Genomic DNA, 24,605 nt, shown 5'->3' with positions numbered 1-24,605 from the left:
CGTAGGCCTACTGGCCTTCCGAGGACATGTTGTTGAAGCGCGAGTAGTGGCCCTGGAAGGCAACGGTAATGGTCTTGGTTGGACCGTTGCGGTGCTTGGCGACGATCACGTCGGCTTCGCCCGGACGATTTTCCTTGTCATACACGTCGTCGCGGTGCAGCAGGATGACCATATCGGCGTCCTGCTCGATGGAACCGGATTCACGCAGGTCCGAAACCATCGGCTTCTTGTCCTGGCGCTGTTCGGAACCACGGTTCAACTGGGACAGCGCAATCAGCGGCACGTCGAGCTCCTTGGCCAGCAGCTTCAGGTTGCGCGAGAACTCGGAAACTTCCTGCTGTCGGGATTCAACGCGCTTGCCCGAGCTCATCAGCTGCAGGTAGTCGAGGATGATCATGCGCAGCTCATTGCGCTGCTTCAGGCGCCGGCACTTCGCGCGGATTTCCATCATCGACATGTTCGGTGAATCGTCGATGAACAGCGGCGCCTCGTTCAACCGTCCCATGGTGGTGGCGATCTTGGTCCACTGGGCATCCTCCACCGAGCCCTTGCGCAGGTCCTGGAGCTGGATCTGGGCCTCGGCGGAGAGCAGGCGCATCGCAATTTCATTGCGGCCCATTTCCAGCGAGAAGAAGACTGTGGCCATGTTGTTCTTGATAGCTGCCGAACGTGCGAAGTCCAAGGCAAAGGTTGACTTACCCACAGCAGGACGCGCCGCGATGATGATCATCTGGCCGCCCTGCAGGCCCTGGGTCAGCTCGTCCAGTTCGTAGAAGCCGGTGGGAACGCCGGTGATGCCGTCGCCCGCATTGGCGGCGTTCTCAATTTCGTCGACAGTGCCTTCGATGATGTCAGAGAGACGCACGTAGTCTTCACTGCTGCGGTTCTCCGCGACCTTGTAGACCTCTGCCTGCGCTTCGTTGACGATGGCATCAACCTCGCCATCCGGTGAGTAGCCCATCTGCACGATGCGCGTGCCGGCATCCACGAGGCGGCGCAGCACACCGCGCTCGCGGACAATTTCTGCGTAGTAGCCTGCGTTGGCGGCCGTCGGCACATGCTGGATGAGGTTGTGCAGATAGGCTGCGCCTCCGACGCGAGAGATTTCGCTGCGCTTGGTCAAAAGGTCGGCCACCGTCACGGCATCGGCCGGTTCGCCGCGGCCGTAGAGGTCGATGATCGCCTCGTAGATTGATTCGTGCGCAGGCCGGTAGAAGTCGGTGCCGCGCAGCACCTCGACCACATCGGCAATGGCGTCCTTTGAGAGCATCATGCCGCCAAGCACTGACATTTCCGCATCGATATCCTGCGGCGGCTTGCGGCCTGCATCGGCTTCTCGCTGCTCGTAGATTGGCTCGGCGCTCATTACTGACACTTCCATCCCCTGTTGACCCGCTGGGAAAGCTTGTTTTCCATCACTGCAACTTGCCATCATGTCAAAAGCAACCGACGTTTTGACACTGACCGCTTGTGGATAGAGCACTCCCATCGCCAACACTAGGACGGTTGCCAGCAACCGTAAACCCCGATATCCACAGAAACTGTGGATAATCTCCCACTACCTGTGGATTGACCTGTTCACTACTTGGGGAGAACTCTGTGGATTGCCACACTTAATTGCAAAATGACCCCGCTTGACTAGGTTGTTTACGTTTTCACAGCTGTGGATAGAATGTTAATTTTTCCCCACATCCACAGGCCTTTGAGGCTTTATCAACAGCTCTAACGCCAGAATTCAGGCGTTTTTTGCCAGTTATCAACCATCATCAACAGCCAATCCACAAGCGGGTGGATAACTATGTGGATATCCTCGTGTAACAATTGCGCCGCTTTCGACCCCAAAACAATTAAGCCCAGATCAAGGCGCTCAGCCAGCAGGGCGCGGCTTCTCCAAAGACAGCCGAAGAATTAAAAAAGCGGCGTCCGAAGAGCAATGCTCTTCGGACGCCGCCGCGGATTCAGGGAACTCAAACTAGTTCCGGCACTGGCAATGAGTGAAATCGTGAATCATGGAAAATCTGCGGTGAGTGGCCGGACACGTCGTGCCCGTGGACCTGAAGCAGGATCACCCAGTGGTCGCCAGCTTCGATCTCGTCATAGATCGAAGTATCAAGACGCAAAGTGGATTCATCTACCAGCAGGGCGCCATCTGCCGTGGTGCGCGTTGCAATTCCTGCGAACCGGTCGCCATGCTTGGAAGCGATCTGCGCACAGGCTCCGTCATTGCGCTCGCTGAGCACCGACACGCCGATGCGCGCAGCGGTGCGCAGCTTCGGCCAGGTGTTTGAGCTTTTTTGCACGGCAAACATCACCAATGCAGGCTCTAGGGATACTCCGACGGTGAATGACGAGGCGACCAGTCCTGTCTTCTCCCCATTGATCTCAGCGCAGAGCGCGGCTACGCCTGATGGATGCTGAGCAAAGACCTTGCGCAAGGTCAGCGGGTCAAGTTCTTGGTTTAGCGACATGGCTCGATTCCTTCGGGTCGTGCCCACCGAGGCATAGAGGATCCAAGAACAGGCTTAGCTGCGGCCTTGAACGCTCGATATAGATCTCTTAGTGCTCGATGCGCGGTACTTGTTCCAACGTGTCTTCACGTGGGACCGAATCTTCACCTGGAGCACCCCGCTACCGTTGAGAGGGTTGCCGGCCAGCTAGCCAGGGCTTATAGCTGACGCTCTTGATTCTGCTTAAAACGATATGGGGCGTTACACGCCACCGTCAAACATTTCACTTCGCAAATCGAAATAATCACTGTTTCATTCGACACCTGGAGTCAAAATGCATCCATTAGCAGTGGATTATTCGCTATGGCGGTATCTGCTCGGTCGACGGACAGGACACATAACGCCCCTCGATTTCAGAGAAATCGTCGAATATGGGAAGCTCATGGCTAGTCGCTACTGACATTGCATGTAGCTTTGCCAGAGCAGGACTGATCGTTTTATCTCGGACATCAGAAATCAAAAGATGCTACAAACAGATCGGCCGACGACCGCGCGGCTCTTGGATTTACCGCAGGAACACTGGGGAAACGGAAAAGGCGCAACTCGACTCATCGATGCGCACCCTTCAGCCGACGCGGAAGAGTGGGACTGGCGCCTTTCACTGGCGACCCTTGCCGAAAATTCGGAGTTTTCACCAGCAGGCGGAGTCGTGCGCATCGTGACAATTGCTTCAGAAGGACCAGTTCAATTGAATTTGAATGGCACCTGCCACGAACTGAGTTTGGGCATGCAAGCGCAGTTTCTCGACACCGACCGTGCGGCAATCACTCTTGGCGGATACGAGCAGTATGCGTTGAACTTGATGGTTCGCCGAGGGAAGGGCTACGGATCTGTTGAAATCGAACATCTTCGTGGATCGCGCGTCTTCGAGCCCACCAATCTCTGGCACCGAATCGTTGTGCTGGCTGGCACTGTGCAGATGGAGGACGGCACCGAGCTAGGCCCATTAAGCGCGATCAATCCCACCGATTCACGACTGGCTCTTCGGGCAGAGCATGCAATGTTGGCCCATATTGTGGTCGCCGCTATCAGCTAATCCGCTTTCCGGCGCAATCTTTATGCCACTTAGCGCTCCTGACCCCTGTGTCTCTGGAAGCCCGCTCAAAGGCATGCGAGTCTTGACTTCCTTGCGTTTCCCGTTTCAGACGGGATTCAAGGAGCGGCAGGCCAGCTGCCAACTACACTTCGAAGACTTCAGCGGGCGCTAATCCCCCAAATTACCCTCATTCGATGTCTTTGTTGTTTCCCCAGTTTCGGGCAGCTGGCCTGCCTCGAATAGGCACACCCTGCCAAGGCTTGGACGTGTCCGCGAACTTCCACCGCTAAAGTCTTGGCGTTCTCTGAACATCGCGGGCCTCCTGTTCAAAGTCGACGATCTCGGACGTACTCTGCAATGACCGACAGGCCTACAAGGGGGCATCATGAGCGCGACCTATACCTTTGACGTTTTCAGCAGCCTCGATGGCTTCGGCGGGGCCGGAGGAGACTGGGGCGGGTATTGGGGAAAGCAGGGGCCGGAGCTTCTTGAACACCGGCTGGGACTCTATACACCGCCATGCCGGCTGGTCTTCGGCGCAAACACCTACCGGCTGTTCGCCTCATTCCTGGCTCAAATCGACCAGTACCCCGATGTCGAGGATGAATGGGGCGTGGCCATGCGAAATCAACCGACCACGATCATCTCTACAACACTGCAGGAACCGCTGCAGTGGCCGCACCCCACCCTGGAACGCGGGGATGCACTTGACGTAGTTGCGCGGTTGAAGCGGGAATCGGATGTCCCCCTGCGTTCTCATGGTTCTCTGGCCATGAACCACTCATTGCTCGCCGCCGGGCTCGTCGATTTCATCCAAGTCACTATATTTCCGGTGATCACCGGACGCACGGGAGACTCCCCTGTGTTCGCGGGCCTCGATGACTACGATCTTGAGCTTGTCGATTCCACTCTTCTCGATTCCCGCATCCAAGAACTTGTGTATCGCCCCACCCGGCACCCCGGGCGCTAGCAGATCACATTGCGTACGAAACGCACAGTCTCGGACCCGGCGTTCACGTAGGAATAGTACTGCGCGCTCGAGTAGGTTGCGTGCTCGCCGGCACCCAGCTCCAGGCTGGCGTCGGAAAATTCGATGCGCAGCTTACCTTCGGCAACAAGCACCATTTCCGACCATCCTGAAGGGTCCGGCTCCGCGTCATATCGCGCCCCGCGGGCAAGACTCCAGGTCCACAACTGGACCTCTTGGGAGGCGGCGGCCGAGCCGAGAAGCATTGCCCTGCTTTCGGAATCTCCGCCCCTCCAGGCAAGCTCGTTGATCTTTGAATGAGGGGTCGCCGGCGCGCTGACCAGATCAACAAAGCGGACCTTGAGCGCTTCGGCCAGATAATCCAAGCTGGCCAAGCTGACATTTGCTTCACCGGCTTCCAGGTTGATGATCGTGCGGCGGCTGACTCCCGAACGCTGCGCAAGGACTTCCTGGCTCATGCCCGCCTGTTTTCGAAACTCCCGAAGATTTGCTCCGACATTCCGCAGTACTGGTGAATCGTTCACATCTTGCATGTGCACTATTCTGCACTATAAGATGTGCAGAATGGTGCACATTTCAGGTGTTCGGCAAAAATTCCCTATCAGCCGCCAAGAAGCCGCTCTGCTGGCAATCACCGCAGTTTGGGGTAGCACGTTTCTCCTAGTCCATCTGGCCATGCGCTACAGCGGACCGATGTTCTTCGTCGGCGTGCGGTTCATTGTCGCGGGCGTCATCGCTGCGCTGATTTTCTGGCGCTCATTCAACCGCCTCAAGCTCTCTGAAGTCGGCGCGGGAGCGGCCATCGGCCTGATGATCTTCTTGGGCTACGGAATGCAGACCCAAGGCCTGCAAACCATCAACAGCAGCACCTCGGCGTTTCTCACTGCACTGTATGTTCCGATGGTTCCGCTGCTGCAATGGGTCGTCTTCCGCAAGCGCCCGGGCACCATGACACTAGTTGGCGCCGGAATCGCCTTTGTCGGCCTGCTGCTTTTGGCCGGACCGGATGCAGTGAAGCTTGGCTTGGGACCCGGAGAAATCGTCACCCTTGCCAGCACGCTGCCGATGGCTGCGGAAATCATCTTGATCGGGCTGTTTGCCGGCAAGGTCCATCTGGGCAGGGTCACCGCCATCCAGCTGCTGGTAGCGGGAATACTCGGTTTCGCGGCAATGCCTGCCGTGGGCGAATCGGTCCCCGAGTTCTCCTGGCTGTGGTTCCTTCCGGCTGTCGGCTTGGGCGCTGCCAGCTGCCTGATCCAGGCAACTATGAATTGGGCGCAGAAGTCCGTCTCCCCTACCAGGGCCACCATCATCTACGCTGGCGAACCGGTCTGGGCAGGCATTATCGGACGCATCGCGGGCGACAGGCTCCCAGGAATCGCACTGGTCGGCGCCGCCCTGATCATCCTCAGCACCCTGGTCAGCGAACTGAAGCCGACGCTCAAGAAGGGCAAGCTGGAAGAAATCCCCGCAGCGGCTAACTTGGCGGAAGAACAAGCATAAAAAACGCCGGCGGAGAGGAATCCTCTCCGCCGGCGCACTGGCCTCTAGCTGGCTGGGCGCATGTCCCCGGTCTGCTCAAAACGCTGGTGCCAGGACAATGCCTCGCCCAGCAGATGCGGGGTGTGCTTTCCGTAGCTTTGGCTGCAGGCGCGGTCGAAGTAGTCCTGCAGCAGCGCCTTGTAGTCGGAGTGCGCACAGTTGTCGATCACCAGCTGCGCGCGCTGCTTGGGCGAGTGCCCGCGCAGGTCGGCCAGGCCCTGCTCGGTAATCAGGATCATGGTGTCGTGCTCGGTGTGGTCCACATGTGACGCGAAGGGAACGATGCCGGAGATCTTGCCGCCCTTGGCGGTGGACGGGGACATGAACACCGAGAGGTAACCGTTGCGGGCAAAGTCGCCGGAGCCGCCGATGCCGTTCATGACCTTGGAGCCGAGCACGTTCGTCGAGTTCACGTTGCCGTAGATATCGGCCTCGATCATGCCGTTCAGGGCAATGCAGCCCAGGCGGCGGATGATCTCCGGGTGGTTTGAGATCTCCTGCGGGCGCAGCAGAATGCGGTCGCGGTAGCGGTCAATGTTCTTGTTGAACTCTTCCACGCCCTCGGTGGACAGCGAGAAGCTGGTGGCCGAGGCGAAGTCGATCGTGCCGTCCTTGATCAGCTCCAGCATGCCGTCCTGGATGACCTCGGTGTAGGCGGTCAGGCCCTTGTATCCGCCGCGCGCAAGCCCGGCGAGTACCGCGTTGGCGATATTGCCGACGCCCGACTGCAGCGGCAGGAGCTTCTCACTCAACCGCCCCTGGCGGATCTCGTAGTCGAGGAAGCTGAGCAGGTGGTCCGCGATGCGTTCGCTGGTCTCATCCACCGGCGCGAAGGGGCTCAGGCGGTCCGGCGCGTCGGTTTCAACCACTGCAACCACCTTGCGCACGTCGATGTCCAGGTATTTCTGGCCAATGCGGTCGCGCGGCGTGGTCAGCTCGATCGGCTTGCGGTGCGGAGGCAGCGCGGTGCCGTAATAGAGGTCGTGCATGCCTTCAAGGGCCGCCGACTGCTGCTTGTTGACCTCGAGGATGACATGGTCTGCCATCTCCAGCCAGGTCTTGTTGTTGCCCACCGAGGTGGAGGGAATCAGTTCGCCGTCGGCGGTGATCCCGGCAACCTCGACGATCGCCAGGTCGATCTTGCCGTAGAAGCCGAACCAGGCATGCTGGGCCACGTGGGAGAGGTGGATGTCCATGTATTCCATGTCGCCGTCGTTGATGCGGCGGCGCAGGTCCGGATCCGACATATACGGCAGGCGCAGGTTCATGCCCTCGGCCCGGGCCAGCACCCCGTCAAGCTCCGGAGCGGTGGAAGCTCCGGTCAGCACGTTGATCTTGAACTCGCCGCCAGCATCATGCTCCGCTGCGATCAGCTTGGCCAGCGCACCGGGCACCGCCTTGGGGTAGCCCGCGCCGGTGAAGCCGCTCATTGCCACTGTCATGCCGGGCTTGACGAATGCGGCGGCTTGCTCGGCACTCATCAACCGCTCAGTAAATGCCCGGTGGTTGATACGTTCGCTCAAAATACTTCCTCTTCACATCGTTGTGACGCACGTTAACACGTAAACCTCAACGGAACACTCTAGTGCTGTTTTTCCGGTCACACCGACCACTTCTTGGGAGAATACCGCACACAGCAGATCCCAAGCGGTGATCTGCCCCGAGTTTGCGGTAACCGGGCACCTCGAGGTCGGCTGCTAGACACCGACAGAGCCATAAAATCATGTTTATGACGTTTGAGCAGGGCATTCTTAGTTGATTGACAGGCTCACTGCCTAGGGTGAAATCGATGAGACAGATATCCAGAGCACCACTGAACCGCAGGCCTGCGGCTTTCAGCGTCGTGCCCAGGGCGCTGCTCATCGCCGCACTGGTGATTATCGGCCTGATCCTGATGCACGGCATGAACCTGCACAACTCCCACGCACAGTCGGCCGGGGCACCGATGCAGGAGCCCGCAGCCGGACACCACCAGGCTTCGAGCCAGCATCCGCACACCGCGGCCGCCGCTGCCGTGCCGTCCGTGAATCCAGCGGGCTGCCTGAACTGCGACCAGCAGGGACAAGCGCATTTGGCGGCCGCCAGCTGCGTCATTGCCTTCTTCCTGGTCCTGCTGGTTCTGCGCAAGCCCACCACTTTGCTGCTGCGAAAGGTCATTCCTACACGTGCCGGACCAAGCGGCAGCTGGCCGACGTGGAGTGTGCTGCGCGCACCCAGCCTCGTTTCTCTGTGCATTAGTCGTACCTGAGGCCTGCATGCCCTGATGCAGCCGACCGCTGCACAAGGGCGCATTAACCCATCACGACTTTTCAAGCCGCGCCTTTGGCGCGCGCTCCAACCACAGAGAGAAACCCATGAAGAAGCTTCTTGCCTTCAGCGCGCTCAGCGCCGGCCTTGCCATCGCCCTTTCCGGATGCGCCTCTTCCTCGATGGACCCGGGCATGGACCATTCGACGCCCAGCGTGGGCAGCCAGTCCCCCGACGCATCGGCCTCGTTCAACGCTTCGGATGACATGTTCATCTCGATGATGATCGGCCACCACCAGCAGGCAATCGAACTCAGCGACATCGTGCTGGCCAAGGACGGGCTGCCCAAGGACGTCAAGGACCTAGCCAACACCATCAAGGCAGCCCAGTCCCCCGAGATCGCCACCTTGGAAAAGTGGCAGAAGGAATTGAACCTGAGCACTCCGCAGGGGCATTCGATGGGCGGCGATGACGGAATGGTCAGCGACAAAGAAATTGAGGATCTCAAGGCGGCCAGCGGCTCCCAGGCAGCCAACTTGTTCCTCCAGCAGATGACCGCCCACCATGAAGGCGCGGTGGATATGGCCAAGGACGAAATCAGCAATGGGAAATACCAGCCCGCCATTGACATGGCCAAGGAAATCGTCGCATCCCAGAGCGCAGAAATCGATCAGATGAAGAAGATGCTGGGCTCAAAGTAGTCCCGCGCATCAACTCATACATCGTTAGGAACAAGAATGTACTTTGATTCCAAACCCTCAAACTGGAGCCGGCAGGCAGTCAGGCTTGCCGCCCCGCTCGCCGCGCTGTCCCTGCTGCTGGCTGGCTGCTCGGCAGCAACAGAATCCGCCGCCAATTCGGCCAGCGAATCCACGGCTTCCGCCAGCGCCGCCTTCGACGAATTCGGGCTGCAGGGCCTGGATGGCCAACAAGTTGTAGACAAGCTGGAGAAGACGAAAACCGCGGAAAGGCCCAGCGGCCTGACGGCATCAGTCCGGCCGGCCGAGCTCGTGCTGAGCGCCAAGAGCGGGGAACAGAAAACACTCCCGCTGCCCGAGGACAAGTTCTACCTGTCGGTTGCTCCCTATCTGGCGCAGAGCCACGACTGCACGTACCACAGCCTCACCACCTGCCAGGGTGAGCTGGCGAACCAAAACGTTACTGTCAGCTTCACTGCGGATGACGGCCGGAAAATCCTGGATCACGCCAAGCTGACGACCAACGACAACGGATTCGTCGGTCTGTGGTTGCCTCGGAACATCACAGGAGAGCTCACCATCACCTCTGACGGGCTCAGTGCAACCCAGCAGGTAGGGACCGGAAGGTCAGATCCTACGTGCCTGACCACTATGAAACTAGCCTAGTTTTTCAAAATTGCAGTAGTGGCCGGTGGGTGCCGCGGATTGAACTCGGCACCCACCAAATTCACGCAAATCAACTCTCCAATAGGCCCGTATTTTCTCTCACATAAATTCTTAATCAGGTCAAGCAGCTACGGTGGCTCAACTATAGATTAGATGGATCATGTGGCGTAACATGAGTGGGCATCATCATCTTTTGTTTTGGGGGGAACACAAGGCCAGATATGAAGATCTTTTTTCTTGACGTCTAACTACGTACCTTGGGGACATTATTCCTAGTCACTCGCGCTTAAAGATCAGCTAGCCTTGGCAGTTTTCTGGGTATCAACAGCTCACCACTCTTTCTTTAGCAATTCCTCGTGGCGCGAGCTGTTTAACAACACCTAAAATCCGTCATGGACAGCTTTTCTGGGGGGAAAGAAATGTCTAGGAATTCACGACATGGCGCAAGTGCGCCATTTTTGCGACCAAAATATCTAATCAGACGAACTTTCAAGCCATTCTTGGCAATTTTCGCGTCTCTTGTAGTTTGCCTTTCAATAACGATGCCGGGCATGGCGATCGCAGCAGAACCCAGCGTGGGAAGCACGACGACCACCGAAACACCGGTAGAAACCGCAGCTCCAAGCGCTGAAAGCAGCGATTCGACAGCACCTTCGAAAGAAACCGAAGAGGCAGTTCAAAGTGCTGCTCCCACCCAGACAACCGTGCCATCAGATGCCTCGAAGCCACCCGCAAAAGCAACAGCTTCGCCGACCTTGAAGGCTTCGGCAACCACCACCAATAAATTGGTCAAGAAGGCTTCTGAAGCGAATAACGAGCCGGCCAAGACCAGCAGTGCGCCCAAAGCGACAACTGAGTCGCTAGTCGCCAAGGTCGAATCGGATACACCAGTTGCAGGCATTGCCGGTCAGTGCGATACCAATGAAAATTTGGGCAGCGTCAATACCTTCATGCAAAAGTCCGATGAGACAGAATTCCACAACGGCAACGAACAAATCGGCTTGTACGAAGGCGGTGTCGTTCATCAGCGGGTTGAGATGACCTTGCCAGCCGGCGAGAATGAACTGGTCATTACCTATCAGGTAAAGAAAGCCGGTACTTGGGCCTATGACTACCTGCTCAATCAATCTGCAATCGGCGCAAACATCACTGGTTGGCAGGTCATTCAAGGAGCTGCTACCGATGATCAGGTCAACACTGTTAAAATCACGCTCCAGGTTGACGGAACAGCTGGCCAAAATTATCCGGTAACCCTCTACTTCGATGCGCACATCGCTTCGGAATTGGACCACGGTCCGGGTACCGGCGCTTCTTCGATCAGCGGTTCGCCTTACCACGTCACCCTCGACACCCTAAACTGCGCATCGACGGGCAGCCGCGATAATCAGATCAAGGCGAGCGATGTACAAGCTGGTGTAGTGACCATCGTGAAGGAAGCTGAACCAGCTGACGGTACCGATTTCGACTTCACACTGCTGGAGAGCCGTTTCCACGATTCAGTAGGTTTCAAGCTCGACGACAGCGCCAATTCCGACACCGGAGCAGCTCTCGATCAGCAAGTAACTTACACAGTGACACCGTCCACCGTCACAATCACAGAGAATGACATTCCCGCTGGTTGGAACCTGGATGACATCCAATGCACGAATGCTCAAACCACCAGGAACGGATCGTCGATCAGTTTCGCTTTGGTTGATGACCAAGAAGTCACCTGTACGTTCTACAACAACAAGACCACGTACAAGGATCTGACGCTGACCAAGAGCGCGATCCCGAGTTTCGATAGGGATTACGACTGGGAAATTGAAAAGAAGCTTGCCGAAGGACAAGATTCGACCATCAAGTCATCCAGCGAGAGCGTGGACGTCGACTACGACGTAGTCGTCACTCCCAGCGCAGCCCAGGATGCGAACTTCAAGGTAAAGGGCACAATCACCGTCACGAATCCAAACGACACAGCGATGTCGGGCGTAACGCTGGCGGATCAGATCGGCGGAACCAACTGCGTCATTTCCACAGGTTCCGGGCCGATCTCAAACCCGATCAGTGTTCCCTCGGGAAGCACTGAATACACCTACTCCTGCGATATGCCCGACGGAACCACTGCAACCAGCAGCGGCACCAACAACGTCACCGCCACATGGGACGAAGATGCCTATTACGGCACTGACGGGTCAGCGGATGCATCAGCCCCTTATGATTTCTCCGATGCCACGCCAACCGTGACCGATGAAGAAGTCACCATCACCGATGACAAGCTCGATCTGAGCGGCATCGAGGGTGGAAACATCGTCAATGCCACCGACGGTCCGAGGACCTTCCACTACACCATCGAATGGACCGGAGAAGCAGGCAAGTGCCTCACCGAGAACAGGAATACCGCGACTCTCTCCAGCGACGACGGCAAGGATCTAACATCAAGCCAGAATGTTGAAATCTGCGTCGGTGCCAACCTCAGCGTCGAAAAGCTCGTGGTATCCAGCTTCAACCGCAGTTATGACTGGGACATCGTCAAGGAAGCCCTCGACGAGCAGCCAATCACCGCGGATCCGAACACCGGAGAATTTACCGCGAACTACAAGATCACGGTGACCCCGAAACAGTACACGGACAGCGATTGGGCCATGTACGGAACCATCTCCGTGCAGAACCCGAACGACTGGCAGGATGTAGCAGTCACGGTTGACGACCAGGTGGATCTAGGCGGCGGTGTGGCATGCACTGTCACCGGGGTCAAGGACGATGACAGCATCCTCGATGCCGACCCGGCAACCCCCGGTTTCCAGACGAGCATCGCCAAGGGTGCAACCGTCGTGTTCAACTACAGCTGCATTTTCGACGGCAAGCCAGCCAGCTACGACGGAAGCAATAAGGCAACGGTCTCTTGGGATGCCGACAAGGCATTCACTACCGATTCTTCGGCTGCAAAGACCGTCCCCGTCACCGCCGACAGCTGGACTCAGACACCGTTGAACAACCAGGTTGAGATCACCGACAATCCAGCTCTGTTCGACGATCCATGGCTCATCAATTACTCCGATGGCGAGCAGTCGAGGACCTACAGTTACACCTGGACCGTTGACAGGGCAGGTACCTGTCAGCAATTCACTAACGTCGCCACATTGACCGGAAACAGCGGACTGAGCATGAGTGATTCAGCTGTTGTCGAGGGTTGCCGCGAAGCCGGACTGAGCGTGACGAAGGATGTCACCGCCACCTACGACAGGACCTATGAATGGTCCATCGACAAGAAGTTGGCAGAGGGTCAGCCAGCCAAGGTAGTGGTTGATGAGAACGGCAATGCCACGGTCAACTATGAAGTTGAAGCCACCAACACCGGCTACACCGATTCCGACACGACCATGTCGGGAACCATCACCGTCGCCAACCCGAACGATTTCACTGATGTTGCGGCAACCGTCAGCGACATCAACACGTTCTCGGCGGCCTGTACCTTCGAGTACAACGGCGCAACAGGAGATGGCAGCTTGGCGGTGACGGTGCCGAAGTCGGGATCGGTCACCGTCAATTACACCTGCGACGTCAGCTCCGTTACCGAGGCCGACTACACCGGTGGAACCAACACCGCGAAGGTCACCTGGGGCGACGGCCTGTCAAAGGAAAGTGCAGCTGTACCTGTCACCTTCACCCGCGATCAAACTACCGATGACACCGTCAAGGTCTACGACGACCAGTCGAACCCCTCGGGAAATCCGAAGCTGCTAGGCGAGGCCTCCTTCGATGAGTCGCCGAGAAGCTTCAGCTACACGATTACCTATCAGGCTCCCACCGGCGGATGCGCACCATTCACCAACAAGGCCTGGGTAGATGTCAGCGGCGATGAGGATCCGAGCGATACCCAAACCGTTGAGGTGTGCGATCAGGAAAACCTGACGGTATCAAAGACCGTTGACGCCAGCTACGAACGCGACTACGACTGGTCCATCGACAAGCAGGTCGATAAGACACGGTTCACAGTTGCCGGCAATGGCCAGGTCACCGCCCACTACACGGTGACAGCCACGCCTTCGGGCCCGCAGGACTCGGCCAAGAGCGTTTCGGGATCCATCACGATCAACAACCCGAACACCATGGTCGGCGAGCTGACGGCAACCGTAGAGGACATCATCGACGTTCCGGGCGCCGCGTGCGCCATCAACGGCACCGATGCTGCTGCCGATGCAGCAGGGTTCCAGGTAGTACTTGAGGACGGCGGCAGCGCCATCCTCGACTACGACTGCCTGATTCCTGCTGGCACCGACATCGCTGGGTCCTACACGAACACGGCGAAGGTTACTTGGGGCAAGGACCGGGAGGCCAGCGCACCAGTGGAGTTCACCTTCACCGAGGTGAAGACCACTGACGCCGAAGTTCAGGTCCTCGACGACAAAACCGTCGAAGGCGACAGCATGGTCCTGGGCACCGCCAAGGTATCAACCCAGCCCAATGTATTCAGCTACGATCTGCAGCTCTCAGGTGTGGCAGGTACCTGCACCGACTACACCAACACCGCTGTGGTTCAAGAGTCCACCGCACAGGGCGACGAAAATTCCGCGTCGGCCACCACCACCGTGTGCGCCGGCGCGGACCTGTCGGTACTGAAGAATGTGGTGACCTCCTTCGACCGCTCCTACCTTTGGAACGTGGACAAGGAAGCCCTGTCGTCTCAGCCGCTGACGGCGGACCCGGCCACCGGAGAAGTCACCGCTGACTACCGCGTGACCGTGACCCCGACCGGGCACGAAGACAGCAGCTGGGCCATGAGCGGACAGATCACCGTCGCCAACGACAATGACTGGCAGGATGTTTCGGCCACCGTAGTCGACATGGCGAACCTCGGCGATGGCGTCACCTGCACCATCACCGGAGTCGACGGCGAGAATATCGCCGACGCGGATATCAACGCCGCCGGGTTCCAATTGGTCATCGAGCGCAGCACCACCTTGGTGCTGAATTACAACTGCCAATTCACCCAGCAGCCTGCCTATGACGGTTCGAATACCGCCACGGTCACTTGGGATGCGCAGGCAGCCAACACCGTCAACGGGGAGTCGAGCTTCGAAGCCCAGATCTTCGCCGATGACTGGTCTCAGACGCCGAAGAACGACTCGGTCACCGTGACCGATTCGCATCACGACTTCGGCGAGCCATGGGTGGTGCACCTGGGCGACAGCCCGGAGAGCATGACCCGCGACTACTCGGTGACATGGACCGTTGCCGAAGCTGGCGCCTGCCAAGAGTTCACCAACATCGCCGTGATCAACGGCAATGACGGATTCACCGACCAGGATTCGCAAACGGTTCAGGCCTGCCGCGAAGCCGGGCTGGGCATCTCCAAGACGGTGAATGCCAGCTACGACCGCACCTACCAGTGGACCATCGACAAATCACTGGCCGAAGGCCAGGATCCGAAGATCGTCACTGACGGAGAAATGGATCAGCGGATCAACTACGAGATCACCGCGACGAACACCGGCTTTGAAGATTCCGGCTGGGAACTGAACGGCGTGATCACTGTAACCAATCCGAACGACTACACCGGCATCGACGCCACCTTGGCAGATACGGTGAGCATCGACGGCGTGGAATGCACCCTGGAGCAGACGCAGGTGAGCATCCCGGCCAACGGGTCGGTTGACGTTGGCTACTGGTGCGACGTTTCCTCCGGAGTCGCGGCCTCTTCCTATCAAGATCAGCACAACACGGTGACTGCCACCTGGTCGGATCAGCGCACTGCGAGCGCAAAGGTCGATTTCAACTTTGCCATCGACCAGCAGACCGACCGTGAGATCACCGTGTGGGATGACCAGGCAGATCCAGCCAAGGATCCGGTGGCCCTGGGTACGGTGAGCATCGACCAGTCTCCACAGGTCTTCGAGTACCAGCTGGTGCTGCACTCCCCTGCGGGCCAGTGCGCCAGCTACACGAACACCGCATGGGTTGATGTCACCGGCGAGGACGATCCTCGGGACAGCGCCACCGTGGAGTTGTGTGGAAAGCTGGCCCTGGCGCTGGGCAAGGATGCATCGGCAAGCTTCGACCGCACCTACCTGTGGGACCTGGACAAGAAGGTTGATCGCACCGAGGTGACCGTTGACGAGGACGGCACCGCCGACTTCAGCTACACGGTCTCGGCTCTGCCCGACGGCTTCGAGGATTCCGGCTTCGAGGCTCACGGTGTCATCACGATCGAGAATCCGAACCAGTTCTCCGAGGCTGACACGGTAGCCACCGTGACCGATACGGTGGATATCGACGGCGTCACCTGCACGATCGACGCCGAGGATGCCGATGCCGGTACGGCCGGCCTGCAGATCGCGGTTCCCGCCGGGGCCCAGCTGCAGCTTCCGTACAGCTGCGATGGAACCCCGAAGAAGCTGACGGGCACCAACACTGTGGCGATCAGCTGGGGCGAAGATTCCACTGCCACCGCTGATGCGGCGATCAACTACACGTTGGATCAGGAAACCAACGCCCAGATCACCGTCGTAGATGACAAGACAGATCCGGCTAATCCGGTCGAGCTTGGCACCGCCAACTGGAATGCTCAGGGCACTCCGATTGATTTCGACTACACCCTGAGGCATCAGGCGGTGGCCGGTGAATGCACCGACTTCACCAATACCGCGGTGATATTGCAGACCGGTGCCACCGATTCAACGACGGTCACCCTGTGCGGCCAGAAGTCGCTGGTGCTCTCCAAGACCGCCACGGCCCTGTACAACCAGGATTACGAGTGGGCGATCGACAAGCAGGTCGATCAGACCAAGCTGGTCGCCAATGAGGACGGCAGCATTACCGCCCACTACACTGTTGAAGCCCGCACCACGGGCGTGGCAGATGAGAATCTGCGGCTGAACGGCACCCTCACGGTGCAGAACCCCAACGAGTTCGGCTCGATCACCGCCACCTTGGAAGATCGGGTCAGCACCGCAGGAGCCACCTGCACCATCGATGCACCGGATGCCGATGCGGAGATTCCCGGCCTGCAAGTGGTACTCGAAGCAGGTCAGGTCCTGGAGGCAGACTATGGCTGCACCCTTGATCCGGACCTCGGTGTTTCGGCCTTCGACCAGGCAGTCAACACGGTAAGCGCCACCTTCGGGGAACGCACCGCGTCGGCCCAGGCAGATATCAACTTCACCGTTGACAAGGTCACCGACCAGTCGGTCACCGTCACCGATGACAAGATGAATCCCGAGGCTGACCCGGTAGTGCTTGGCACCGTCGATGCAGCGGATGCGCCGAAGAGCTTCGAGTACGACATGCGTCTGACGCCGGCTGAAGGCACCTGCACCGTGTACACCAACACGGCGAAGGTCGCTGAACACACCGACGGCAATCACATGGACGAGTCGAGCGTCGACCTGCAGCTGTGCAAGGAGGCGGATCTGACGATCGCCAAAACCGCTGCCGGCAGCTACCACCGGGACTTCGACTGGAAGGTGAGCAAGAACGCCGAAAAGACCGAATTCATGGTAGGCGAAGACGGCAGGGCAACTGCCTCCTACACGGTCGACGCCGAAGTCACCGGGCATCAGGACAGTGACTGGGCCGTTGCAGGCTCGATCACCGTGGTGAACCCGAACGACTACAAGGACACCGAGGTGGCGCTTCAGGACAACCTGTCGCTGGATTCGGGCAGCTGCACCTTCGCAGATGTCGTGGACGGCAAGGTCATCGTGAAGGCAGGCGAATCGCTGGTAGTCGACTATGACTGCACCTTCGATGCACCGCTGGCCGAATCAGACTACGATTCGGCAACCAATTCGGTCACCGCCACCTGGCAGGATGATGAGGGCGAACCACGAACCGTCACCGCCGCTGCGGATATCGCCTTCAGTCCTCGGACGCTCAGCGACGATTCAGTCACCGTCATCGATGACATGACCGATCCGCAGAACCCAGTGGAATTGGGAACTGTGAACGCCGACGATGAAAAGGTCAGCTTCGTTTACGACCTTGAGCTGAACACGGCGCCGGGAACCTGCTCCGTCCATACGAACACCGCATGGATTGAACAGGCCACCGGCAACGACGACGACGCGGATTCGGTGGACGTCACCCTCTGCGCCCAGACACCGGTAGCGCTGACTACGCAGGCAGCTGCGGACTTCGACCGCCAGTACCTTTGGGAAATTGGCAAGGTCGCCGCGGATGACCAGTACACCGCCAAGCCTGGCGGTGACATCACCGTCGGCTACACGGTCAATGCCACCCCTCAGGGTGTGAAGGACACCGGCCATGAAGTCACTGGAACCATCAGTTTCAGCAACCCGAATGCCGGCGATGAACCGCTGGCGTTGACGCTGGATCAGCTGGGCGACGTGGCTGGCATGAAGTGCAGGGTCGATGCCCAGGATCTTGATCCGAAGCTCGACGGCATCCAGCTGCTGGTTCCCGCCGGCGCTGGAGACCAGCCGGGCGTACTGGACATCCAGATCAATTGCGAGGGCGCGCCAACGGCACTGTCCGGAGCCATCACGGTGAAGGCAAGCTACAAGGACGCCGACGGAATTGAACGCCGGCTCAGTGCCGAGGCCAAGTTCGAGTACCAGATGGCCAGTGAGAAGGACAAGGTCATCACGGTCTCAGACGACCAGGCCAACCCGCAGGGCGATGCCCGCGAGCTGGGTCAGGCCACCTGGAATGAGCAGGGCACACCGCAGGTATTCACCTACGATGTGGTGTTCAAGGCTCCAAACGACGCCTGCATTACCAAGGTCAACACAGCGACTATTGTGCAGACCGGACAGCAGGATGCCGCAAGCGTGAACCTCTGCGCTGAAGAACCACCAGTTGTGGCGCCGCCGGCGCCTCGTCCGCCGCTGGCAATCACCGGCGTCTCAGAATCTATGCTGTGGCTTCTAGGAGCATCCGGAGCCATGCTGGTCGCTGGAGCGCTCATGCTGCTTCAGCACCGACGCCGTCAGCATCCATAGCCTGAACGGCTAACGCCAAGGCCGGTTCCACCTTTTGGTGGGACCGGCCTTGTGCAGCGTCCTTGTTCCTGCGGCACGAACATGCTTGAATCCGGTCATGGGAAATGCTCCTTCAGGATTCGACTACATTGTCCGCAAGGACGGTTCGGTGCAGATCTCGCACCATGGCAGGGCGGCAGCCGTCCTGCGCGGCCAGCGTGCCGAGGACTTCCTGGCCGATCTTGGATTCGGCGGCGGCCAGGAGCTCATGGCCCGGTTGACTGGGAACTACAAGCGCGGCAATGAACGTGCTGCGCGCAGCCATCCGAGGAATTCCGGACGCGCCTAGCAAACCCAACCGCCTCCCGGCGTAGCGCCGGGAGGCGGTCGTCTGTTGACTTTCTACTGCTGGTGGTAGCTTTCGGCGAGCGCGTAGACCGGGGTGTCCAGGCCCTCGTAACGGGCCTTGAGCTGCAGGCCTAGGTACTTCGAATAGTGGCGCGACTGGTGCAGGTTGCCGCCATGGAACCACAGGTTCTGAACCTGGGTCGGCTTCCACATATTGCGCAGCTCCCCCTCCCACGGTCCTGGATCCTTGGTGGTTCCCGAGCCCAGACCCCAGCACTTGCCCACCGCGTCGGCCACTTCCTGGGAAATCAGCTTGGCCGCCCAGCCGTTCATGGAGCCGTAGCCGGTAGCGTAGACCACCGCGTCCGCGGCAAGCTCGGTGCCGTCGGCCAGCACCACCGAGTTTTCGGTCAGGTGGGAGACCTCGCCCTTGGCCAGCGCGATGGAGCCGTCGGCCACCAGCTCGGAGGCGCCGATGTTGATGTAGTAGCCCGAACCGCGGCGCAGGTACTTCAGGAACAAGCCCGAATCGTCGTCGCCGAAATCCAGGTCGAATCCGGCGTCCGTGAGCGACTGGTAGAACTGTGCGTCGTCCTCGCGGATCTGCGCGAAGGCTGGCTTGTGGAATTCCGGCAGCACCTTGTACGGGATGGAGGCGAAGATCAAATCCGCGGTGTTGTGGTCGATCCCGTTGGCCAGGGCCTCTTCCGAGTACAGCGGGCCGAGCACGGTTTTCATCAGCGAATCCGAGCGCACGATGTGGGTGCTCGAACGCTGGACCATCACCGGCTTGGCGCCGTTCTGCACCAGGTCGGCGCAGATGTCGTGGGCTGAATTGTTGGCCCCGATGACCACTACGTTCTTGCCCTTGTAGCGTTCGCCGCCCGGGTGCGTTGACGAGTGGTTCTGGTCCCCGGCAAAGATGTCCTGCCCCTGGTACTTCGGAATGTTGGGGATGCCTGACATGCCGGTGGCAAGCACCAGCTGGGTGGGGCGCAGGGTCAGCGGCTTGCCCTCGCGGATTACCTCCACAACCCAGCCGCCGGTCTCCGGATCCTGGCGCGCGCTGGTCGCCTCGGTCAGGGACCAGTAGTCCAGCTCCATGAGCTTGGTGTAGCACTCCAGCCAATCGCCCATCTTGTCCTTCGGGGTGAACACCGGCCAGTGGTCGGGGAATTCGAGATATGGCATATGGTCGTACCAGACCGGGTCATGCAGGGCCAGCGAGTGGTAGCGCGAGCGCCACTGGTCCCCTGGCTTGGGGTGCTTGTCGATGATCAGCGCCGGCACTCCCATGCGCTTGAGGCGGGCGCCGAGCCCGATGCCGCCCTGTCCGCCGCCGATGACCAGCACATATGGCTGTTCGGTGACTCCGAAGCTCTCCTGGGTGGCGATGCGGCGGTCAAGCCAGTTCTCCGACTGCATGGCCGAGCCGTGGTCTGCACCGAGTTCTCGGCGGGTTCCGGCGGGCTCTGGGAAGTCGCGCAGGTTCTGCGCAGTACTCAGCATCGTCCAGCCTTGCCCACCGCGTAGGCGGAATAGCCCTTTCCCGTCGAAGGCGTCGTTCTCAAAGGTGAACCAGGCTTCGATCACGCCGTCGGCATCCGAGGCGCTGGTGACTTCCAGGCTGCGCGGCCACGCCCCGCGTTCAATCCCGGTGAGCAGGTTTTCAATCCCGTCGCGTCCTTCTGCGGTATGCAGATTCCAAGTCAGCGAGGCCAAGTCCCGCCAATAGCATTCTTCGCCGAAAAACTGGCTGACGCCCTGGGCGTCGCCGGAGTCCAAGGCGGCCTGAACCTGTGCGAGCCATGCTTCGGCCTGAGTCTGGGCTGAGTTTTCTGCCATGATCATCACTTCATTTCTTGGTGGGATGAATCCGAATTCACCCCAGAATATGGCGTGGATCACAAAAGAAAAGCGTTGCAAAAGGTTGCAGGCAGGTTAGCCGGAGACCACCACCGGCACCACCAGCCGATAGGGCCGCGCGGCAATCAGTCCGCCCAGCTTGGCGCGCAGACGTGAAACTTCAGCCCGCACGGTCACCGCAGAGACCGGCTGGGACCACGCCTGTGCCAGGCCCTGAGCATCGAGCCCCGGACCGTTGTCGGCAAGCAGCTGGAGGATTCGCCAGTGGGCCGCGCTCAGCGGCACTTCGGTGCGTTCGGCGCCAATCCAAAGCACCGCATGCGGCAGCGGCCGCTCGATCAGCTCAAGCAGCGTCTGTTCCGCGCTGCGGCGCAGCAGCCAGCCGCCGGGAACCTGTTCTGCGGCCATGGCTCCCAAGCCATTGACCCAGATTCGCCCTGCGCGCAGTCCCCCCACCACTGAAATCCTGGCCGAGGCGCTGAATCCTCTGCTGGCGGCCACCATCTGGTGCTCGTCAACCAGAAGGTAATCGCCCTCGGGCTGGGAGACGGCGTTCCTCAACTGGTTCAAGCCGAGCTGGTGCTGCCATGCCAATTCCGATTCGGCTTCGCGGGCAGTGCCGGCGACCAGCGCCAAAGTATGCGGATGGGCTGTGCGGAAGGACCCTGCTAGGGTCACCGTTGCCACGAGCTTGCCGGTGACCGGGCTGATGATCGGCGCAGAGGTGCACACCCAAGTGTGCTGCTCTTCGCGCCCATGCTCTGGGCCGAACACCTGGACTGCGCTGCGTTCGGCCATTGCTGTGCCGATGCCGTTGGTGCCCACATCGGATTCCAACCAGCGCGCTCCAGCGATAAAGCCGATGCCGTCACTCTGCCGCCGTACGGCCATAGGGCCTAGCACCGAGAGCACATAGCCCTCTCCGTCGGTAACGACCAGTTGGTTTTCCGCCTGGCCAGCGACGGACAGCAAGCGCTCCTCCACCATCGGCATCAGTGCCGCCAGCTCGCGGTTTTCCTGTTGGCGGGCGCGCAAGTCCTGCGCGGTCAGCGCTCGGGGCTGGTTTTTCAGTTCATGGGCACGTTCCCACGACCTGGCAATGACTGGGCGAACCGACTCGAGGATTTGTGAATCCTGCGTCCAGCGCCGATGCAGCGGCAGCAATTCGCGCGCACGGCCGAGCGGATCAGCGCCGGCATCAAGGGCGGCCTGGATCTTCGGAAATGTCGACGGACGAACACTGCTCACCTTTAGAGGATGCCATGCGCCCTATCTGGATCAAAGGGCTGCCATCAGGCAATGATTTCGCAGTCTTCATGCCACAGCATGATTCTGTCGACGAATTCTCCACCCCCTCGGAGGATCAAGTCTCTAGTCAGCACCACATAAAATTCAATCTGGACTCGTGAGATGTCCGACGCAGCCACCTTTAGACCCATTCCGTCACGACTCTTCACGAGGGATAGATTTTGAGCGACCACTCAAGCACGAAGCAACCTGTACTCGACATGCGCGGCAGGTTCTACAGCGCCGGAGCATTTTTGTTTGTCATGCTCTCTGCTCTGGTTCTTGGCGGACTCACCAGTCCGGCCCAGCAATACCTGCCCGAGTTTATGAACTCTTTTGCCAACTCATGCAGCGGTTGGGTGCTGCTGGTCAGCTTGGTTATCTGGTTCTCCCGCCTCCGGCCGCTGCCGGCTTCAGCCGCAGGAGCCGCGGCATTTGTGCTGATGGTCGAGGGGTACAGGATCGTTTCCCAGTGGCGGGGCTTCTACTACGGCGAGCCGTTTCAAGACAGGTTCACCGTGATCGGCGTGGCAGTCGGCCCGATCATCGGCTTGAGCATTGCCTTGCTGCGCTACGGCACACGAGCTTGGCGGACCCTGGCTGTTATTCCCGTTTCCACGGTGCTGCTCGGCGAGGGCATCTACGGACTCACTGTCATTTCCGAAACAACAAGTCCCATTTTCTGGTGGTTGATGATTGCCGCGGCAGCTACCTTTTCCCTCCTCGTTTTTTGGAGGCAGCGGCCAGCGCCCAAAATCGCGGTCCCGGCTGTTCTCCTCATCATGCTGGGCGCAGGAACCTTCTGGTGGGCCTACTCGAATCTTGACCAGCTGCTGGCATCAGGCAGCTGATGCCTTGGCCCAAGATGACCTGCACATGATGCTTCACGTATGTTTGAGGGGCTGGAACAATACAGAAGGAACATCGAATGTCAGATCAGATCACGGTCAGCGCGGTAGTCATCAGAAACCCCGAAGGCCAGGTGCTGACAGTACGCAAGCGCGGCACCGACTCGCTGATGTTCCCCGGCGGCAAGCCTGAAGCAGGCGAAATTTCCCTTCAGACTGCGGTGCGCGAGTTCTCCGAAGAATTGGGTGTGGACCTTGATGAAGGCTCGCTGAAATTCCTCGGCGTCTTCACCGCTCCTGCCGCCAATGAAGACGGCTTCAGCGTCAAGGCCACGGTCTTCGAGCACCCCTACGTCGAGGTGGCGAAGCCCTGCGCAGAGATCGAGCACCTGCAGTGGGTGGATCCGGCGGCGAAGACACCAGGGCTTGCGCCGCTGACGCAGGATGAAGTCTTCCCCGCACTGCTGCGCCCGGTGCCTGCGGCACAGCGGCTGACAGTATTCACCGGATCAGCCATCGGAACCTCGCCCCGCTTCGCTCAGGCAGTAGAAGCGTTCGGTACGGCAGTGGCAGGCAGCGGACGCGAAGTGGTCTATGGCGGCGGCAAGGTCGGCCTGATGGGAGTCGTCGCAGATGCAGCCCTCGCCGGCGGCGGGCAGGTCCACGGTGTCATGCCGCAGGTGCTGATCGACGGCGAGCTCGCACATCCCGGGCTGACCAGCCTTGAAGTGGTTCCTGACATGCACGCGCGCAAGAAATTGATGGCTCAGCTGGGCGACGGGTTTGTGGCGCTCCCTGGCGGCGCCGGCACGCTTGAGGAACTCTTCGAGGCGTGGACCTGGCAGCAGCTGGGCATCCACCGCAAGCCGGTGGCGCTCTTAGACGTCGACGGATTCTGGCAGCCGCTGCTGCGCATGCTTGAGCAGATGACCGCCAATGGCTTCCTGTCATCCCAGTTCCTTGATTCACTCATCGTCGCCAGCACCCCGGAAGAACTCTTCAGCAAGCTGGAATCATGGGTTCCGCCGGCGGCCAAGTGGGGCAAAGACAACCGTGAAACGGTCTCGCAGAACGGCTGAAGCCCTTCTGCACAATTGACGTCTGAGGCGTTACCAAAATGGCCCCAAAAGTTGATTGCGCATCGCCTGGCCCGAACCTACATTTAAATCGACTCCCGCTTAGGAGCCCTCTGCAATGAATGTTGGAGGTCTTTGCAATGAAGAAATGGACTCGGTGGCAAGACTGGGTCGGTGTCGCGGCAGGTGTTCTGGCCGTAATTTCAACCTCATGGCTTGCCGGAACCACCAGCTCAATGACGTTGATGCTGGTCTTTGGCCTGCTCATGGTAATCACCGGCGTGTGGAGCCTCATGATGCCGCGCCTGGTTTCAATGGAATGGGCGCTGACTATCGCCAGCGCACTGCTATTCGTCTCGCCGTGGATGGGATCGTTTACCGACTTCGCAGGCAGCGCATGGATGTCCTGGATCTGCGGTGGCGTCGGCGTGGTCTTCGGCCTGCTGGCCCTCTCCCCGGCAATTCAAATGCGCCATACAACCGGCGGCTCCCGGCTGGCGCACTAATCGAATATCGTCTGCAGTACTGATGGGTGGCTACGGTGTTTTCACCGTAGCCACCCATCTATGCTGGGC

19 protein-coding genes and 1 riboswitch are annotated in these 24,605 nt (G+C 59.4%); of the genes, 11 read left to right on the top strand and 8 right to left on the bottom strand.

Annotated features, from left to right (window positions below; genetic code table 11):
• Positions 1–7 precede the first annotated feature (7 nt).
• Both dnaB and AUR04nite_RS08160 read right to left on the bottom strand, forming a co-directional pair.
• Positions 8–1,366: a replicative DNA helicase gene (gene dnaB / locus AUR04nite_RS08165; protein ID WP_141363796.1), complete on the bottom strand. Its 1,359-nt coding sequence runs from the start codon at positions 1,364–1,366 to the stop codon at positions 8–10.
• 601 nt (positions 1,367–1,967) lie between these two features.
• On the bottom strand, positions 1,968–2,468 hold the full coding sequence (locus AUR04nite_RS08160; protein ID WP_141363794.1) for a flavin reductase family protein: 501 nt from the start codon (positions 2,466–2,468) through the stop codon (positions 1,968–1,970).
• Positions 2,469–2,568: 100 nt separating this feature from the next.
• A riboswitch (SAM riboswitch) is annotated at positions 2,569–2,686 on the bottom strand.
• Positions 2,687–2,970: 284 nt separating this feature from the next.
• On the opposite strand from AUR04nite_RS08160, the gene AUR04nite_RS08155 reads away from it, so the two are divergent.
• The gene (locus AUR04nite_RS08155; RefSeq protein WP_141363792.1) at positions 2,971–3,543 is read left to right on the top strand and encodes a HutD family protein; all 573 of its coding nucleotides are present in this window, start codon (positions 2,971–2,973) and stop codon (positions 3,541–3,543) included.
• 385 nt (positions 3,544–3,928) lie between these two features.
• Positions 3,929–4,513 carry a dihydrofolate reductase family protein gene (locus AUR04nite_RS08150; RefSeq protein ID WP_141363790.1) on the top strand — a complete coding sequence of 195 codons (585 nt, stop codon included), beginning with the start codon at positions 3,929–3,931 and terminating at the stop codon, positions 4,511–4,513.
• Here the strand turns inward: AUR04nite_RS08150 and AUR04nite_RS08145 are convergent.
• Entirely contained in the window at positions 4,510–5,064 is a 555-nt protein-coding gene (locus AUR04nite_RS08145) for a helix-turn-helix domain-containing protein (RefSeq protein ID WP_141363788.1), read from the bottom strand. The two genes, AUR04nite_RS08150 and AUR04nite_RS08145, sit on opposite strands and share 4 nt — an antisense overlap.
• A gap of 31 nt (positions 5,065–5,095) precedes the next feature.
• Between AUR04nite_RS08145 and AUR04nite_RS08140 the strand changes: the two genes are divergently transcribed.
• Positions 5,096–6,034 (top strand): DMT family transporter, encoded by a 939-nt coding sequence (locus AUR04nite_RS08140; RefSeq protein WP_141363786.1) that lies wholly within the window; start codon positions 5,096–5,098, stop codon positions 6,032–6,034.
• Positions 6,035–6,078: 44 nt separating this feature from the next.
• Here AUR04nite_RS08140 and AUR04nite_RS08135 read toward each other — a convergent pair whose 3' ends face one another.
• Entirely contained in the window at positions 6,079–7,596 is a 1,518-nt protein-coding gene (locus AUR04nite_RS08135) for an acetyl-CoA hydrolase/transferase family protein (RefSeq protein WP_246055452.1), read from the bottom strand.
• Positions 7,597–7,862: 266 nt separating this feature from the next.
• On the opposite strand from AUR04nite_RS08135, the gene AUR04nite_RS08130 reads away from it, so the two are divergent.
• From AUR04nite_RS08130 to AUR04nite_RS08120, 3 genes are all read left to right on the top strand, one after another.
• Entirely contained in the window at positions 7,863–8,321 is a 459-nt protein-coding gene (locus tag AUR04nite_RS08130) for a DUF6153 family protein (protein ID WP_141363784.1), read from the top strand.
• Between the two features lie 106 nt (positions 8,322–8,427).
• Positions 8,428–9,021 (top strand): DUF305 domain-containing protein, encoded by a 594-nt coding sequence (locus AUR04nite_RS08125; protein ID WP_141363782.1) that lies wholly within the window; start codon positions 8,428–8,430, stop codon positions 9,019–9,021.
• 36 nt (positions 9,022–9,057) lie between these two features.
• Positions 9,058–9,684: a CueP family metal-binding protein gene (locus tag AUR04nite_RS08120; protein ID WP_170184140.1), complete on the top strand. Its 627-nt coding sequence runs from the start codon at positions 9,058–9,060 to the stop codon at positions 9,682–9,684.
• 676 nt (positions 9,685–10,360) lie between these two features.
• On the opposite strand, the gene AUR04nite_RS17890 is transcribed toward AUR04nite_RS08120, so the two are convergent.
• A complete protein-coding gene (locus AUR04nite_RS17890; protein ID WP_170184139.1) occupies positions 10,361–10,528 on the bottom strand; it encodes a hypothetical protein in 168 nt (55 codons plus the stop codon).
• 16 nt (positions 10,529–10,544) lie between these two features.
• The gene (locus tag AUR04nite_RS08115; RefSeq protein WP_141363780.1) at positions 10,545–10,955 is read right to left on the bottom strand and encodes a hypothetical protein; all 411 of its coding nucleotides are present in this window, start codon (positions 10,953–10,955) and stop codon (positions 10,545–10,547) included.
• Between the two features lie 147 nt (positions 10,956–11,102).
• Here AUR04nite_RS08115 and AUR04nite_RS08110 point away from each other — a divergent pair, with 147 nt between their 5' ends.
• Together AUR04nite_RS08110 and AUR04nite_RS08105 are read left to right on the top strand one after the other, a co-directional pair.
• Entirely contained in the window at positions 11,103–18,626 is a 7,524-nt protein-coding gene (locus AUR04nite_RS08110) for a prealbumin-like fold domain-containing protein (RefSeq protein WP_141363778.1), read from the top strand.
• Between the two features lie 97 nt (positions 18,627–18,723).
• Complete coding sequence (locus tag AUR04nite_RS08105; protein ID WP_141363776.1) at positions 18,724–18,954, top strand: hypothetical protein; 231 nt, start codon at positions 18,724–18,726, stop codon at positions 18,952–18,954.
• A gap of 53 nt (positions 18,955–19,007) precedes the next feature.
• On the opposite strand, the gene AUR04nite_RS08100 is transcribed toward AUR04nite_RS08105, so the two are convergent.
• Together AUR04nite_RS08100 and AUR04nite_RS08095 are read right to left on the bottom strand one after the other, a co-directional pair.
• Positions 19,008–20,798, bottom strand: a complete 1,791-nt coding sequence (locus AUR04nite_RS08100; RefSeq protein WP_141363774.1) for an NAD(P)-binding domain-containing protein — start codon at positions 20,796–20,798, stop codon at positions 19,008–19,010.
• A 96-nt stretch (positions 20,799–20,894) separates the two neighbouring features.
• Complete coding sequence (locus tag AUR04nite_RS08095; RefSeq protein WP_246055451.1) at positions 20,895–22,067, bottom strand: helix-turn-helix domain-containing protein; 1,173 nt, start codon at positions 22,065–22,067, stop codon at positions 20,895–20,897.
• Between the two features lie 221 nt (positions 22,068–22,288).
• Between AUR04nite_RS08095 and AUR04nite_RS08090 the strand changes: the two genes are divergently transcribed.
• The 3 genes from AUR04nite_RS08090 to AUR04nite_RS08080 all read left to right on the top strand — a co-directional run bounded on the left by AUR04nite_RS08090 (position 22,289) and on the right by AUR04nite_RS08080 (position 24,536).
• On the top strand, positions 22,289–22,957 hold the full coding sequence (locus AUR04nite_RS08090; RefSeq protein WP_141363772.1) for a DUF6518 family protein: 669 nt from the start codon (positions 22,289–22,291) through the stop codon (positions 22,955–22,957).
• A gap of 77 nt (positions 22,958–23,034) precedes the next feature.
• A complete protein-coding gene (locus tag AUR04nite_RS18480) occupies positions 23,035–24,033 on the top strand; it encodes a TIGR00730 family Rossman fold protein (protein WP_141363770.1) in 999 nt (332 codons plus the stop codon).
• 137 nt (positions 24,034–24,170) lie between these two features.
• Complete coding sequence (locus AUR04nite_RS08080; RefSeq protein WP_170184138.1) at positions 24,171–24,536, top strand: SPW repeat domain-containing protein; 366 nt, start codon at positions 24,171–24,173, stop codon at positions 24,534–24,536.
• Positions 24,537–24,605: the final 69 nt, after the last annotated feature.

It is taken from the genome of Glutamicibacter uratoxydans, assembly GCF_006539925.1.
Classification (GTDB): Bacteria; Actinomycetota; Actinomycetes; order Actinomycetales; family Micrococcaceae; genus Glutamicibacter; species Glutamicibacter uratoxydans.
The sequence above is the reverse complement of the archived record's forward strand: the minus strand, read 5'-3'. Positions and strand labels throughout refer to the sequence as shown.